We start from the raw sequence: 14206 nt of genomic DNA, 5'->3' as shown, positions 1-14206 counted from the left end.
CGGGGGAGCGCCCCCGCCGGGGGCGGGAGGGAGCGTGGAACGGATGACGGACAGCGGCCGGCGAACGGCGGTCATCGGCGCGGGAGTAGCGGGCCTGACCGCCGCCTACCTGCTGGGCGCGCGGGACCACACCACCCTGTTCGAGGCCGACGACCGACTCGGCGGCCACGCCCACACCCACCGGCTCACCGACGGCACCGGCGCGACCCACGGGGTGGACTCCGGGTTCATCGTGCACAACGACCGCACCTATCCGCTGCTGCGCCGCCTCTTCCGCGAACTCGACGTCGCGACCAGCGAGTCCGAGATGAGCATGTCGATCCGCTGCGAGGGCTGCGGCCTGGAGTACGCCGGCGCGCGCGGCGTCCGCGGCGTGCTCGCCAGGCCGCGCAACGTCGCCGACCCCCGCTTCCTGCGGCTGCTCGCCGAGGTGCCGCGCTTCCACCGCCGCGCCCGCCGGCTGCTGGCCGAGGACGCCGAGTCCCCGCTGACGCTGGGCGCGTTCCTCGACCGCGGCCGATTCTCCCGCTACTTCACCCGGCACTTCGCCGTGCCCCTGGTCTCCGCCGTCTGGTCCTGCGCGCCCGCGCTCGCGCCCCGCTACCCGGCGGTCCACCTCTTCCGCTTCCTCGACCACCACGGGATGCTCAGCGTCGGCGGCTCGCCGCGCTGGCGCGTCGTCGACGGCGGGTCGGCCAGCTATGTGGAGCGCGTGGCCAAGCGGTTGACGGCCGTCCGCACCGGCACGCCCGTGCGGACCGTGCTGCGCCACGCCGACGGTGCCCGCGTCCTCACCGAGGACGGCGCGACACACGACGTCGACCGGGTGGTGCTCGCCACCCACGCCGACCAGGCGCTGGCGCTGCTCGGCGACGCCACCGAGCGGGAGCGCCGGACGCTGGGCGCGTTCCGTTACTCCTCCAACGTCACCTGGCTGCACACCGACGCCTCGCTGCTGCCGCGCCGCCCCGGAGCCGGCGCCAGCTGGAACTACCTGCTGCCGTCGTGCGCCGCACCCTCGGACCGGGTGCTGGTCAGCTACGACATGAACCGGCTCCAGCGGCTGACCGCCGACCGGCGCTACGTCGTCACCCTCAACCCGGGCACCCGCGTCGACCCCGACACGGTCCTGGCCCGCATGACCTACGCACACCCGCTCTACACCTCGGAGTCCGTCGCCGCGCAGTCCGCGCTTCCCTCCCTCAACGACGGGGTGACCGCGTTCGCCGGCGCCTACCACGGCTGGGGCTTCCACGAGGACGGCTGCCGCTCGGGCGCCGAGGCCGCGCGGTCGCTGGGGGCGCACTGGTGACCGCACCGCCCCCGAGGCCCGCGCCGCCCCTGCTCTACGAGGTGCTGATCACCCACACCAGGCTCCGCCCCGTGCGCCACGCGCTGCGCCACCGCACCTATCTGTGGCTGATCGACCTGGACGCGCCGCCCCGAACGCCGCGCGTGCTGCGCCCGTTGGCCCGCTTCGACGCCCGCGACCATCTCGACGGAGCCCCCGGCGGACCGGCCGAGATCCGGCGCGGGCTGGACGGCTTCCTCGCCGCACGCGGCGAACCCCCACCCGGGGGACGGGTGCTGATGCTCGCCCACGCCCGGGTCCTCGGCCATGTCTTCAACCCGCTGACCGTCTACTGGTGCCACCGCGCCGACTCCACCCTCGCCTGCGTGGTCGCCGAGGTGCACAACACCTACGGCCAGCGGCACCGCTATCTGCTCCACCCGGACGAGTCCGGGGCCGCGCACACCGCCAAGGAGTTCCACGTCTCGCCGTTCTTCCCCGTCGACGGCGCCTACCGGCTGCGGCTGCCCCCGCCGGGCGAACGGCTGGCGCTGTCGGTGCGGCTGGACCGCGCCGGGGGCCCGGCGTTCGTGGCGACCGTCCGGGGCACCGCGCGCCGCGCCGACGCCGCCGGGCTGCTGCGCGCGTGGCTGCGGAACCCCGCCTCCACGCTGGCGGTCTCCGCCCACATCCGCTGGCACGGCGTCCGCCTCTGGCTGCGCGGACTGCCGGTGCGCCCCCGACCGTCCGGCCCCGCCCCACAGACCCACCCCCGCGAGGGGACGGAAGGGAACCCCGTGTCCACCACCCACCCCCACCGACCGACCCCCGTCGACGCCGCGCGCTGGCCCGACGTCGCCCGCGTCCCGGCCGTCTCCCCGGCCCGCGCCGCCACCACCCGCGCCCTGGTCCGCCGCGCCCTGCGCGGCCTGGAGCTGCGGGTGTCCACCGCCGGCGGCCCGCCGGCCGGAGCCTCGGGGCCGCTGCTGGAGATCGCCGACCCCGGCGCCTTCCACGCCAGGCTGGGCCGCCACGGGCTGATCGGCTTCGGCGAGTCCTATCTGGCCCGGGAGTGGGACTCGCCCGAACTGGTGCCGCTGCTCACCGAGTTGGCCGTCAACGCCGCCACCCTGGTCCCGGGGCCCCTGCAACGGCTGCGCCGGCTGTGGGCGGTGAGACAGCCGCCCGCCGCCCGCAACACCCCCGACGACGCCCGGCGGAACATCGGCCACCACTACGACCTGTCCAACGAGCTGTTCGCCCTCTTCCTCGACCCCACCCTCAGCTACTCCTCGGCGCTCTTCGACGCCCTGCCCGCCGCCGAGGACGCCCTGCCCGCCGCCCAGCACCGCAAGATCGACCGGCTGCTCGACCTCGCCCGGGTGGGCCCCGGCACCCGGCTGCTGGAGATCGGCACCGGCTGGGGCGAGCTGGCCCTCCGCGCAGCCGCACGCGGCGCCACCGTGCACACCGTCACCCTCTCCGAGGAGCAACTGCTCCTCGCCCGCCGGCGGATCGCGGACGCCGGCCACGCCGGCCGGGTCACCGTCGCACTCGCCGACTACCGCCAGCTGGAGGGCCGTTACGACGCCGTGGTCAGCGTCGAGATGATCGAGGCCGTCGGCGCCCGCCACTGGCCGACGTACTTCCGCGTCCTGGACCGGCTGACCGCCCCCGGCGGCCGGGTCGCGCTCCAGGCCATCGTGATGCCCCACGACCGGATGCTGGCCTCCCGCTCCACCCACACCTGGGTGCAGAAGTACGTCTTCCCCGGCGGGCTGCTGCCCTCGCGCGAGGCGCTGACCGCCCTGACCGCCCGCCACACCCGGCTGACACCGGCCCGGGACGACGGCTTCGGCGCCCACTACGCCGAGACGCTGCGGCTCTGGCGGGAACGCTTCGCCGCCCGCCGCGCACAGGTGCTCGCCCTCGGCTTCGACGAGACCTTCCTGCGGATGTGGACCCTCTACCTCGCCTACTCCGAGGCCGGCTTCCGCTCCGGCTACCTCGACGTCCGCCAGCTGCTGCTCACCGACCCGCGCACCGGAGGCACCCGATGACCGCCGCCCGCCGACTCGCCCCCCTCGTGGACCGACTCCTGGGCGGCCCGCCGCCGCTGCGGCTGCGCCTGTGGGACGGCAGCGCGCTGGGACCGGCCGACGCGCAGACCGTCACCCTCACCTCCCGGCGCGCACTGCGCAGGCTGCTGTGGCAGCCCGGCGAACTCGGCGTCGCCCAGGCGTACATCAGCGGCGACCTGGAGGTCGAGGGCGATCTCGCCCAGGCGCTCCGCACGGCCTGGGCCGCCGGCCGGGCCGGCACCCCCCGCCCCGGCCTCCGTCCCGGCGACCGGGCCCGCGCCCTGGCCACCCTCGCCCGGCTGGGCGCCGTCGGCCCGCCGCCGCGCGCGCCCGGCCGGCCGGCCAGGCCGCGCGGCCGGCGGCACAGCCGCGCCAGGGACACCGCCGTCATCAGCCACCACTACGACCTGTCCAACGCGTTCTACGCCCTGCTGCTCGACCCCTCGATGGCCTACTCCTGCGCGCTGTGGACCAAGCCCCCCGGCACCCCGGGCCACACCCTCGGCGACGCCCAGCACGACAAGCTGGAGGCCATCTGCCGCAAGCTGGAGCTGACCCCGGGCGCCCGGCTGCTCGACATCGGCTGCGGCTGGGGCTCGCTCACCCTGCACGCCGCCGCCCACCACGGCGCCCGCGTCACCGCCGTCACCCTCGCCGGGCAGCAGGCCGCCCACGTCCGCCGGGCGGCCCTCGACCGGGGGCTCGGCGAACGGGTCGAGGTGCGCCACCAGCACTACCGCGAACTGGCCGGCCCCGGGGAGTACGACGTCGTCGCCTCCGTCGAGATGGGCGAACACGTCGGCGACGCCTCCTACCCCCACTTCGCCGCCCTTTTCCACGACCGGCTGCGCCCCGGCGGCAGGCTGCTGCTCCAGCAGATGGCCAGGGGCCGTCACGCGCCGGGCGGCGGCCCGTTCATCGAGACCTACATCGCGCCCGACATGACGATGCGCCCCCTCGGTGACACGCTGAACCTGCTGGAAAGCGCCGGCCTGGAGACCCTCACCGTGGAGTCGCTGCGCGCCGACTACGCGCACACCGTCGACGCCTGGCGGGCCACGCTGGAGGCGGAGTGGGACCGCTTCGTCGCCCTGGTGGGGCGCGAGACGGCGCGGGTGTGGCGGCTCTATCTGGCCGGCGGCGGGCTGGCGTTCGAGGAACGGAGAAAGGGCGTGCACCAGATCCTCGCCGAACGGCCCACGCCGCCGGCCGCGAGCGGGGGCGGGGCCAGGTGAGCCACGACACCGCCTGGGCGGCGTTCGGCCTCGGTCTCGCCGTCTCCGCGGCGGCGCTGGCCGTGCTGCTGCTGGGCACGTTCGCCGCCGTCGTCTCGGGACACGGCCACCACCGGGTGGTGGACGCCGTCTGGGGCGCCGGGTTCGCGCTCGTCGCCGCCGTCGGCTTCGCGCTGTCGGCGGGGGAGGGCGACCCCACCAGGCGCGCGCTGCTCACCGCCTGCACCGTGCTGTGGGGCGGACGGCTCTGCCTGCACCTGGCGCGCCGCGCACGCGGCCAGGGCGAGGACCCGCGCTACGCGCGGATGCTGGACCGGGCGCCGGGCAGCCGCGCCTGGTACGCGCTGCGCATGGTCTATCTGCTGCAGGGCGCCCTGATCCTGCTGGTCTCACTGCCGGTGCAGGCCGGCCAGTACGTGGCCGCGCCGCCGGACCCCGCGCTGTGGGCCGGGGTGGCGGTCTGGTCCCTCGGCCTGTTCTTCGAGGCGGTCGGCGACCGGCAGCTGGCCCGCTTCAAGGCGGACCCGGCCCATCGCGGCCGGGTGATGGACCGGGGACTGTGGCGCTACACCCGCCACCCCAACTACTTCGGCGACTTCCTCGTCTGGTGGGGCCTGTACCTGATGAGCGCCGCCACCTGGCCGCTCGCGGCACTGGCCCTGCCCGCCCCGCTGGTGATGAGCTATCTGCTGGTCTTCGGCAGCGGCAAGGCCCTGCTGGAACGGCAGCTCGCCGAACGCCCCGGCTACCGCGCCTACGCCGCACGCACCTCCGGCTTCCTGCCGCTGCCGCCCCGCACGCCCCGGGGCGGCAGCGGCGGCTGACCGGCGCGCCGCTCGGCCGGCCCAGCCGGTCCAGCCGGTCCAGTCGGCCCAGCCGGTCCAGTCGCCGCTGCCGGTCCGGTCGGCTCGGCCTGCTCAGCCGGCGAACTCCATCAACGCCAGCGGCTCGGACGTCGGCTGCGGGGAGCCGCCGGCCGGCTCGACGGTGATGCCCATGCCGGTCGCCTCGCCGAGTCGGCCGTCCATCAGCAGTGCCTGCTCGTCGGCGCCCGCGTCCAGCAGGCCGGCCGGCCGCATCGTCTCCTGGTCGGCGAACCACAGCTGGTAGACCCGCCCCTCCGGCGGCGCGGGCAGCCCGGAGGCGAGGAACGCCACCCGGTCGTGGTCGGGGGAGACCACCACCGTCGCCGAACCACCGCCCCGCACCGCGCCCGTGGTCATCCGCGCGTCCGGCGAGGAGAGCACGGCCGTCAGCTCCTCGGCCAACCGCTCGGCGCTGGCCTCCCGTTCGCGCGCCTGCTCGGCGCTGTACCACTGCCACGCCGTGGTCCCGCCCAGCAGCAGCGCCGCGAGGCTCGCGGCCAGCGCGAGCGGCGGCAGCCCGCGGACGGCGCGCCGGACCGCGCCGCGCGGCGGCTCCTGGCGGACCCTGCCGATCCGCTCCAGCACCGCGCGCCGCATCGCCGGCGGCGGCTCCGTCGCCATCGCGGTGCCCAACCGGGCGGCGGTCTCGGTGAGTTCGGCGACCTCCCTGGCACAGGAGGCGCACCGTTCCAGATGGCGCTCGAATCCGCGCCGCTCCTCCTCGGGCACCGCGTTCACGGCGTAGGCGCCGCTCAGCGTGTGCGGTTCGACATCGTGCGACATGTTCACGCCGTCACCCCCAGGCAGTCCCGCAGCCGGATCAGTCCGTCGCGCAGCCGTGTCTTGACCGTGCCGAGCGGCAGCGACAGCAGCTCGGCGACCTCGCGGTAGGTCAGGCCCCGGTAGTAGGCCAGGGTCACCGACTCCCGCTGGCGCGGCGTGAGCCCGTCGACGCAGCGCCGCACCTGTTCGCGTTCCAGCCGCGTCTCGACCTGCTCGGTGACCTCGTCGAACGGCGGGGTCCGATCCAGCAGCGCGGCCCTGTGCTCGCGGTCGGTGGCGGCCTGCGCGGAACGCACCCGGTCCACCGCCCTGCGGTGCGCGATGGTCATCACCCACGCCATCGCCGAGCCGCGCTCCCGCCGGTAACGGGGCGCCTGCCGCCACACCTCGACCAGCACGTCCTGGGCGACCTCCTCCGACTGCGCGGGGTCGCGCAGCACGCTGCGCACCAGCCCCAGCACGGGGCCGGCGACGGCGTCGTAGACGGAGGCGAACGCCTCGTGGTCGCCCTTGGCGACCTCCCCGAGCAGCGCGGAGAGGTCGGGCGTCTGGGGCTGCTCCTGCCCGATCCTGGCCGGCCGTCTCACCGCGCCGCACCTCCCGCGTGCCCGCGGGGCGCGTGCCCGCGCGGGGTTGGGCGTGGTGGGTTGGGTGGTGCTGACGTCATGGTTCCTCCGGGTCGGGCGGCAGCCGTTCGCTCCCCCTCATTCGTCGCTGACACCCTCCCGGATGGGTCCACCCACGCCTGGCCTGGCCGGCCGGGGTGGGGTGTCGTCCTCGCCCCGGTGTTGGGTTGCTCGCGCAGTTCCCCGCGCCCCTTGGTAGTGGTGGGCGTGGTCGGTCAGCTGCGGGTTCACGTTCGGTAGGTGGCGGCCTGTTTGGGGGCGCGGGGAACTGCGCGGTGCATTGGTGGCGGGGGTTGGTCGACTATGGTCCGCGCCGGTTAGGTGGGTCGTCGTCTACACCCCGCTGGTCGGTTGCTCGCGCCGTTCCCCGCGCCCCTGCACTGCCGTGGGCGGCTTGTTTGGGGGCGCGGGGAACTGCGCGGTGCATTCGTGGCGGGGGGGCGGACGACCACGGTGCCGCACCGGCAAGGTGGGTTGTCGTCCTCGGCCCGCCCCGGAGGGGCTCAGCGCCAGTTGGCCTTGTCCGGGTCGGTGCCGATCCGGTGCGGGGTGTCGAGCGCCGCGACGGCCGCGAGGTCCTCGTCGTCCAGCGAGAAGCCGAAGACGTCGAAGTTCTCCGTGATCCGCGACGGCGTCACCGACTTCGGGATCACCACGTTGCCCAGCTGGAGGTGCCAGCGCAGCACCACCTGGGCCGGGGTGCGGCCGTGCTTGTCGGCGATCCGCCGCAGCTCGGGGGCGTCGAGCAGCCCCTTGCCCGAGCCCAGCGGGGAGTACGCCTCGGTGAGGATCCCCAGCTCGCGGTGGAGCGCGCGCGACTCCTCCTGCTGGAAGTTCGGGTGCAGCTCGATCTGGTTGAGCGCGGGAACGATCTCGGTCTCGTCCAGCAGCCGGCGCAGGTGCGGCGGCTTGAAGTTGGAGACGCCGATCGCGCGGGCCCGGCCGTCGGCCAGGATCTTCTCCAGGGCCTTCCAGCTCTCCACGTACAGGTCGTGCGCGGGCGCCGGCCAGTGGATCAGGTAGAGGTCGACATAGTCCAGGCCCAGCTTGGCGAGCGAGGTGTCGAACGCGGCCAGCGCGGTGTCGTAGCCCTGGTCGGTGTTCCACAGCTTGGTGGTGACGAACAGCTCCTCGCGCGGCAGTCCGGAGGTGGCCAGCGCGCGACCGGTACCCTCCTCGTTGCCGTACACGGCGGCGGTGTCGATGCTGCGGTAGCCGGCGGCCAGCGCCTGGCTCACCGCGACCTCGGCCTGGTCGTCGGGGACCTGCCAGACGCCGAAGCCCAGCTGGGGCATCCGGACACCGTTGTTGAGGGTGACTTCGGGGACGGGGGTGGGGACGGGGGCGCTACTCACGTGCGATTTTGTCCTTCTCTGATCATGGATGTTCGATTCGGGGTGCCTCTCCTGGCTATCACGACCCTGCCTACCCAAACCAGGACAGGGGGCTACCTTGTTCCCTCCACGACCTCGCCGCGCGTCTCCCCCTCCGGGGGAAGACCGGCCTCGTCCGCGAGACCGAGGCGCTCCGCGCCGCTGTACACGTTCATCGACGCCCCGCGCAGAAAGCCCACCAGGGTCATCCCCGTCTCCGCCGCCAGGTCGACCGCGAGCGACGAGGGCGCGGAGACCGCCGCCAGCGTGGGGATGCCGGCCAGCACCGCCTTCTGGACCAGCTCGAACGAGGCGCGCCCCGAGACCAGCAGCACGGTGCCGCTCAGCGGGAGCGACCCCGAGGTGAGGGCGTGGCCGACGATCTTGTCCACCGCGTTGTGGCGGCCCACGTCCTCCCGCACGTCGAGCAACGCGCCGTCCGCCGTGCACAGCGCCGCCGCGTGCAGCCCGCCGGTGCGGGCGAAGACGCGCTGCGCCTCACGCAGCCGGTCGGGCAGCTCGGACAGCACCGCCGGGTCCAGGCGCGGGCCCGGCGGCAGCGGCAGGGGCCAGCGCGCGGTGGTGCGCACCGTGTCCAGCGACACCCTTCCGCACAGCCCGCAGGACGAGTTCGTGAACACCCGACGGTCCAGCGACACGTCAGGTCCCGGCACCCCGTCGGCCAGCCGCACGTCGACGACGTTGTACGTGTTGGCGCCGTCCGGGCCCTCCGCCCCCGCGCAGTAGGCGATCCGCGCCAGCTCGGCGGGGTCGGCCAGCACCCCCTCGCTGACCAGGAAGCCGGTGGCCAACGCGAAGTCGTCGCCCGGCGTGCGCATCGTCACCGCCAGCCGGCGCCCGTTGACCCTGATCTCCAGTGGTTCCTCGCCTACCAGGGTGTCGGCGCGCGCGGAGACCGCGCCGTCCCTGACGCGGATGACCCGGCGGCGTTCGGTGACCCGTCCCATGCCCGCCATGATGGCACCGCCACCCGCCCCGGCGGCAGCGCCCGGGCGCGCGTCAGCGGGACGCGCCCGCTCAGCCGCCGCCGTCGCCGGGCGGCACCGGCCACGCCGCGTCCAGATGGTGGCCCAACGCGGCCAGCGCCCCGTCCAGTTCGCCCGCGAGCAGCGCCTCCACGATCGCCAGGTGCTCCACGACGGCCCGCTCCACCCGTTCCGCCGTCAGCGGGTCCCGCACCCGCGCGGGACGCAGACGGACCAGCGCCGACTCCAGCGTCTCGGTCAGCCTGGGGTTGCCGGAGGCGGCCAGCAGCGCACGGTGGAACTCCTCGTCGCACCGCACGAACGCGGGCCCCGGAGCCGGCGGTTCGGCGCGCAGCGCCCGCCAGCGCCCCCGCAGCGCGCGCAGCGCCGCCCGGTCGTGCGCCCCGGCGCGCGGACCCGATGCGCGCGCCACACCGCGCAGCTCGACGGTGGCCCGCAACTCGACCAGATCCGCCAGCGCGTCCCCGGCCAGCCGGGCCGGGTAGTAACCCTCGCCGCGCCGCTCGACCAGGCCGTCGGCCACCAGCCGCACCAACGCCTCCCGCACCGGCGTGCGGGAGACCCCGAGCCGCGCCGCCAACCGCACCTCGACCAGCCGGTCGTCCGGCCCGAGCGCGCCCGACCACAGCAGGTCACGCAGGTGCAGATACGTCTCGGCCCTCCTGTCCCTGCCGGCCCTGGCCCCGGAGACGGCGGCCGGGGGCCCCGCCGAAGCCGAAGGGTCGCCGTCCATGGGCGGCGACCCTAGGAACGACGTGTTACCCCCACTTTGAGGGCGGATCACCGGCACGTTAAGCGCTCCCGCGCGCCTCACCCCGCGCGGCCGACGCGCGGCTCGGCCCTCGGACACCCGTTGACGCGGGGACCCGGCGCTGCTGCACTGGAACGCATGAAGCCCGCGCGACCGCTGGTCACCCGCGACCACATCGACTTCGGTCGAGTGTGGTCCGCTGCGTGTCGCCGCGTCGCCGCCTGACCACCGAGGTCAACGAGCAGGCCACGCCGGGGCGTTCGCACCGCCGCCGGCCCCCGCGCGCCCCCGCGCGCGCCCCACCCCAGCTTTGCCGCGCGCCGCACCGGCGCAGCGGCCGAAAGGCGTGATTCCCCATGCCCGTCGAGTTCCTCGGCATCGCCGCCACCCACGACGGCTCGGAGACCGCACCCCGCTCCGGGCCCGCGTTCGACCCCGACTACACCCTCCGGATCGCCCGTGCCCACGAGGACCACGGCTGGGACCGGGTCCTCTTCGCCTACGGCTCCGGCACCGCCGACCCCGCCACGGCCGCCGCCCTGCTCGCGTCCCGCCTCGACCGCCTCCAGATCCTGCTGGCGCACCGGCCCAACCTCTCCTACCCGACCTACGCCGCCCGGGTCTTCGCCACCCTCGACCAGATCAGCGGCGGCCGGCTGACCGTGCACTTCATCACCGGCGGCAGCGACCACGAGCAGCGCCGCGAGGGCGACACCCTCACCAAGGACGAGCGCTACGCCCGCACCCGCGAGTACATCGAGATCGTCAAGAAGGTGTGGACCCGCACGGAACCCTTCGACCACGAGGGCGCGCACTACCGCTTCCAGGACTACGTCAGCGACGTCTTCCCCGCCCAACTGCCCCGCCCCGACGTGTCGTTCGGCGGCTCGTCGGAGGCCGCGCTGGCGGCGGGCGCGGCCGAGGCGGACATCTACTGCCTGTGGGGCGAGCCGCTGGAGCGCACCGCCGAGCAGATCGCCGCCGTCCGCGCCGCCGCCGCGGCGGCCGGCCGCACCACCCCGCCACGCATCCAGGTCGCCTTCCGGCCGATCATCGCGCCCACCGAGGAACTCGCCTGGGAGAAGGCCCACCGCACCCTCGCCGCCATCCGGGCCGGCGGCCCCGCGGGGCGCCGACGCCGCCCCGGCGCCGGGGGGCGCCCGGAGAACACCGGCTCCCAGCGGCTGATCGCCATCGCCGAACAGGGCGAACGCTACGACCGCGCCCTGTGGACCGCGCCGGCCGCTGCCACCGGGGGCGCCGGCAACTCCAACGCCCTCGTCGGCACACCCGACACCGTCGCCGAGGCGCTGCTCGACTACCACGAGCTGGGCGTCGACATCATCTCCGCACGCGGCTACGACCTGTTGGGCGACGCCATCGACTTCGGCCGCCACGTGATCCCGCTCGTCCGCGCCGAGGTGGCGCGCAGGGACGCGGCCCGAGAGGCGCACGCGGGGCGCGCGAACGGCGCTCCCACGTCGGGGGAGTCGGTCACCACCCCTTGACGCTGCGCACACCCGAGCCGGACAATCCGAAGGAAGGACTGCCCAGGGGCGGTCCTCGCCGAACGGACGGAGCGCTCGATGGCGGACGGAACGACGCGGGCGCGACGCGCGCTTCCCGCGCCCTCCGCTCCTCCGCCCCGTTCCCGACCCGCCGCGGACGTCTCCTGCTCCGCGCTCCCCGCGCCCAGGCTGCTGACCTGCCGGCGCCACATCGATCTGCTGCGCGTCTCTAGCGCGGTCTGAATCCCGCCGCAAGGAGCGGTCGCGGGGCCCCGGCCCCGCGACCGCTCTCTCTCCTGCCCGCCTGCCCTCGCGTCCCCTCGTGCAGAAACGTCCCAAGGAGAGCCATGCCCGCACCGCTGCCGAACTCGCCGACAAACCTTCCCTGTCTGGTCCGCGAACGCATCGGCACCGACGCCAAGAGCGGTCACTACCCGGCACCCCACCGCTACCGGCTCCACCTGACGCTCGCCAGCCCCGACGGGCTGCGCGTGGCGATCACCCACGCGCTGCTCGGCCTGGACGAGGTGCTCCCGGTGACCCTGCTGCCCGCGCCCCACGAGGCGGGCAACGGGCGCACCGCGCTCGACGCCGCCTACGCGGCCACCCTCCACGGCCACACGGGACCCGGCGCCAGCCCGGCGCTGACCGACAGCTGGACCGGGCGACTGGTCAGCAACCACGTTCCGGACATCCTCGCCGACCTCAGCCTCCGCTTCCGCGCCCCGGACCGCCCCGCGCTGCGCCCGGCCCCACTGGCCGGCGGCATCGACGCGTTGACGCTGCGCTGCGAACGAGGCATCGGGGAGGCCGCCCAACTCGCGGGCGAGGCGGGCGCGGGAGAGGCCGGGGAACGGGCACTGGAGACACTGCTCGCGACGCTCACCGCCTTCGACCGGCGGGTGGCCGAAGCGCCGTTCGTCCTGGGCGACGAGCTGACCGCCGCCGATGTCGAACTCTGGGTCGCCCTGGTCCGGTTGGACACCGTCCACCGCTGTCACCTGGGCGCCGACGCGGTCCACCGGATCGCCGAACACCCGGCCCTGTGGGCCTACGCCCGCCGCCTCCTCGCGCACCCCGCCTTCGGCGGCAAGCTCCACCTCACCGACCTGACCCGCCACCACGCCCACCACTGCCGCGGCCTCGAAGCCGCCGGCGCCGCCGTCCACATCATCGACTGGACGGCGCACCGCGACGCGCTGATCCGTTGAGCACGGGTCACGGGCGGAAAAGCCGGGGGCGGGGATCCGCCCGCTGCGCGGGGAGCGTGGGTGCGACCACCTGGTCGAGCTCCAGGGTGGCGGCGTGTAAGAGCGGGGTGTCCTCGCCGAGGACACCCCGCGCCAGGGCAGACGACCGGTCGGCGAACTCGCGAGCGAGATCGCCGAGGGCGGAAACCTCACTCTTCCGACAAGAGGTAGTCGAGTCCTTCGACCGTGTGCCAGATCAGTAGTTGGTCGAGGGGCAACGCGGAGGCCTCCGCGCGCTCGCGGAGTCGCTCGTACGAGAGGCCGGCTCGTTCGAGCAGCTCCTCCCGCTGTCGCAGCGCCTCGGCCCGGGTCATGTGAATCACGGTGGGCATCGCCAACGCCCTTCGTTTCCCCGGGCGCGGCAGACCGCGTTGACAGCGCTCGGGGGCGCCGTCCGTGCTGTCCCTCGAAAAGGCCATGTGCCTCACCTCTACCCCGTGGTGGTGTCGCGCACCGGTGCCGAGACCCCGTCACCCGTAAGAAGGGCGACGTTCGAGGCGCCGAGTTGACTGTTCGTTCCGCGACGGGCCCGGCCCCGAACGGGCTCCCCAGCCCAGCCACTCCCTGACCGGTGCGTGGATTCCGTGGGGCACGTACGCGCCCATCTCTCCTCGCGTGACCCACACGATCTCCGCGATCTCGTCGGGGGCCGCGACGGTCGCCGTGCCGTGGAGCACCCGGCAGCCGACGTAGGACACGCGGCGGCCGGTCAGGGGGTGCACGCGTGAACCGAGCGGCGCGACGGCTTTGACGGTGAACCCGGTCTCCTCCCGCGTCTCCCGGACGGCTGCCTCCTCGACGGTCTCGCCCGCTTCGATCTTCCCGGCCGGGAACTGCCAGGACAGCTCGCCCTCAGACACCCGCCGCCGGACGAGCAGGACGCGCCCTTCGGCGACGACGATCCCCGCGCTGACGCCGCGGCCGTGCCCTTCCGCGGGATCTCGCCCGGTCACATTGCCTCCGGTCTCGTGCGGCCTCGTCGTTGATTCGAGTGGCGATCCTCTGCCCGAGCGCGTCGTCGCTTGCGGAGGGGCACCCGAACAGGGGGCCCTGACTGACGGGAGCGAGGACGGGGGAGCCCCCGCGGAGGAACTCCCGTGTCAGACGCGGTCAGTTCGTCGGCGCGGTCAGTCGCCGACCTGTCGAGGACTGCCGCCTCGTCGGCGGTCGGCGTCGAGAAGGTAGTCGATGTCCTCGATCGTGTGCCACACGTCTAGGCACTTTCGTTTGGATCATCGTGCGGACCAGATGAAGATGCCTGCGATGTGGAGTCCGGCGAGGTAGATGGTTGCGGTTTTGTCGTATCGGGTGGCGAGGCCGCGCCAGTGTTTGATGCGGTTGATGCACCGTTCGACGGTGTTGCGTTGCTTGTAGGTCTCGCGGTCGAAGGCGGGTGGTCTGCCGCCGTGGCTGCCGCGCCGCTTGCGGTGGGCAG

At 74.7% G+C, this 14206-nt stretch carries 13 protein-coding genes and 2 pseudogenes; 7 read left to right on the top strand and 8 right to left on the bottom strand.

The window, feature by feature from the left end; translation table 11 throughout:
* Positions 1 to 43 precede the first annotated feature (43 nt).
* The 5 genes and pseudogenes from FH715_RS08365 (at position 44) to FH715_RS08350 (ending at position 5431) form a co-directional block, all read left to right on the top strand.
* Complete coding sequence (locus tag FH715_RS08365; protein ID WP_139642366.1) at positions 44 to 1312, top strand: NAD(P)/FAD-dependent oxidoreductase; 1269 nt, start codon at positions 44 to 46, stop codon at positions 1310 to 1312.
* Positions 1309 to 1980, top strand: a pseudogene (locus FH715_RS28810) (DUF1365 domain-containing protein); the annotation flags it as partial. The gene FH715_RS08365 and the pseudogene FH715_RS28810, both read left to right, overlap by 4 nt.
* Positions 1981 to 2088: 108 nt before the next feature.
* Positions 2089 to 3351 (top strand): class I SAM-dependent methyltransferase, encoded by a 1263-nt coding sequence (locus FH715_RS08360; protein ID WP_246108653.1) that lies wholly within the window; start codon positions 2089 to 2091, stop codon positions 3349 to 3351.
* Positions 3348 to 4607: an SAM-dependent methyltransferase gene (locus FH715_RS08355; RefSeq protein WP_139642365.1), complete on the top strand. Its 1260-nt coding sequence runs from the start codon at positions 3348 to 3350 to the stop codon at positions 4605 to 4607. Before FH715_RS08360 ends, FH715_RS08355 begins: the two co-directional genes overlap by 4 nt.
* A complete protein-coding gene (locus FH715_RS08350) occupies positions 4604 to 5431 on the top strand; it encodes a DUF1295 domain-containing protein (protein ID WP_139642362.1) in 828 nt (275 codons plus the stop codon). The genes FH715_RS08355 and FH715_RS08350 overlap by 4 nt, the downstream gene beginning before the upstream one ends.
* A 93-nt stretch (positions 5432 to 5524) precedes the next feature.
* Here the strand turns inward: FH715_RS08350 and FH715_RS08340 are convergent, their stop codons facing one another.
* The 5 genes from FH715_RS08340 to FH715_RS08320 form a co-directional block, all read right to left on the bottom strand.
* Positions 5525 to 6256 carry an anti-sigma factor gene (locus tag FH715_RS08340; RefSeq protein WP_139643038.1) on the bottom strand — a complete coding sequence of 244 codons (732 nt, stop codon included), beginning with the start codon at positions 6254 to 6256 and terminating at the stop codon, positions 5525 to 5527.
* Positions 6257 to 6258: 2 nt separating this feature from the next.
* Positions 6259 to 6843 (bottom strand): sigma-70 family RNA polymerase sigma factor, encoded by a 585-nt coding sequence (locus FH715_RS08335; protein WP_139642361.1) that lies wholly within the window; start codon positions 6841 to 6843, stop codon positions 6259 to 6261.
* Positions 6844 to 7385: 542 nt separating this feature from the next.
* Entirely contained in the window at positions 7386 to 8177 is a 792-nt protein-coding gene (locus FH715_RS08330; RefSeq protein WP_139643035.1) for an aldo/keto reductase, read from the bottom strand.
* Between the two features lie 152 nt (positions 8178 to 8329).
* Positions 8330 to 9223 (bottom strand): formate dehydrogenase accessory sulfurtransferase FdhD, encoded by an 894-nt coding sequence (gene fdhD, locus FH715_RS08325; protein WP_139642359.1) that lies wholly within the window; start codon positions 9221 to 9223, stop codon positions 8330 to 8332.
* Between the two features lie 70 nt (positions 9224 to 9293).
* Positions 9294 to 9995: a GntR family transcriptional regulator gene (locus tag FH715_RS08320; RefSeq protein WP_139642358.1), complete on the bottom strand. Its 702-nt coding sequence runs from the start codon at positions 9993 to 9995 to the stop codon at positions 9294 to 9296.
* A gap of 374 nt (positions 9996 to 10369) precedes the next feature.
* Here FH715_RS08320 and FH715_RS08315 point away from each other — a divergent pair, with 374 nt between their 5' ends.
* Positions 10370 to 11521, top strand: coding sequence for an LLM class flavin-dependent oxidoreductase (locus FH715_RS08315; protein ID WP_139642356.1), 1152 nt, complete (start codon positions 10370 to 10372; stop codon positions 11519 to 11521).
* 347 nt (positions 11522 to 11868) lie between these two features.
* On the top strand, positions 11869 to 12732 hold the full coding sequence (locus FH715_RS08310; protein ID WP_139642354.1) for a glutathione S-transferase C-terminal domain-containing protein: 864 nt from the start codon (positions 11869 to 11871) through the stop codon (positions 12730 to 12732).
* Positions 12733 to 12920: 188 nt separating this feature from the next.
* Here the strand turns inward: FH715_RS08310 and FH715_RS08305 are convergent, their stop codons facing one another.
* The 3 genes and pseudogenes from FH715_RS08305 to FH715_RS08295 form a co-directional block, all read right to left on the bottom strand.
* Entirely contained in the window at positions 12921 to 13190 is a 270-nt protein-coding gene (locus FH715_RS08305; RefSeq protein ID WP_246108631.1) for a hypothetical protein, read from the bottom strand.
* A gap of 51 nt (positions 13191 to 13241) precedes the next feature.
* Positions 13242 to 13724 (bottom strand): NUDIX hydrolase, encoded by a 483-nt coding sequence (locus tag FH715_RS08300; protein ID WP_139642353.1) that lies wholly within the window; start codon positions 13722 to 13724, stop codon positions 13242 to 13244.
* A 279-nt stretch (positions 13725 to 14003) separates the two neighbouring features.
* Positions 14004 to 14206: pseudogene (locus tag FH715_RS08295) on the bottom strand (IS5/IS1182 family transposase); the annotation flags it as partial.

The sequence above is a fragment of the Streptomyces sedi genome (assembly GCF_006335015.1).
Lineage (GTDB): Bacteria > Actinomycetota > Actinomycetes > Streptomycetales > Streptomycetaceae > Streptomyces > Streptomyces sedi.
The sequence above is the reverse complement of the archived record's forward strand: the minus strand, read 5'-3'. Positions and strand labels throughout refer to the sequence as shown.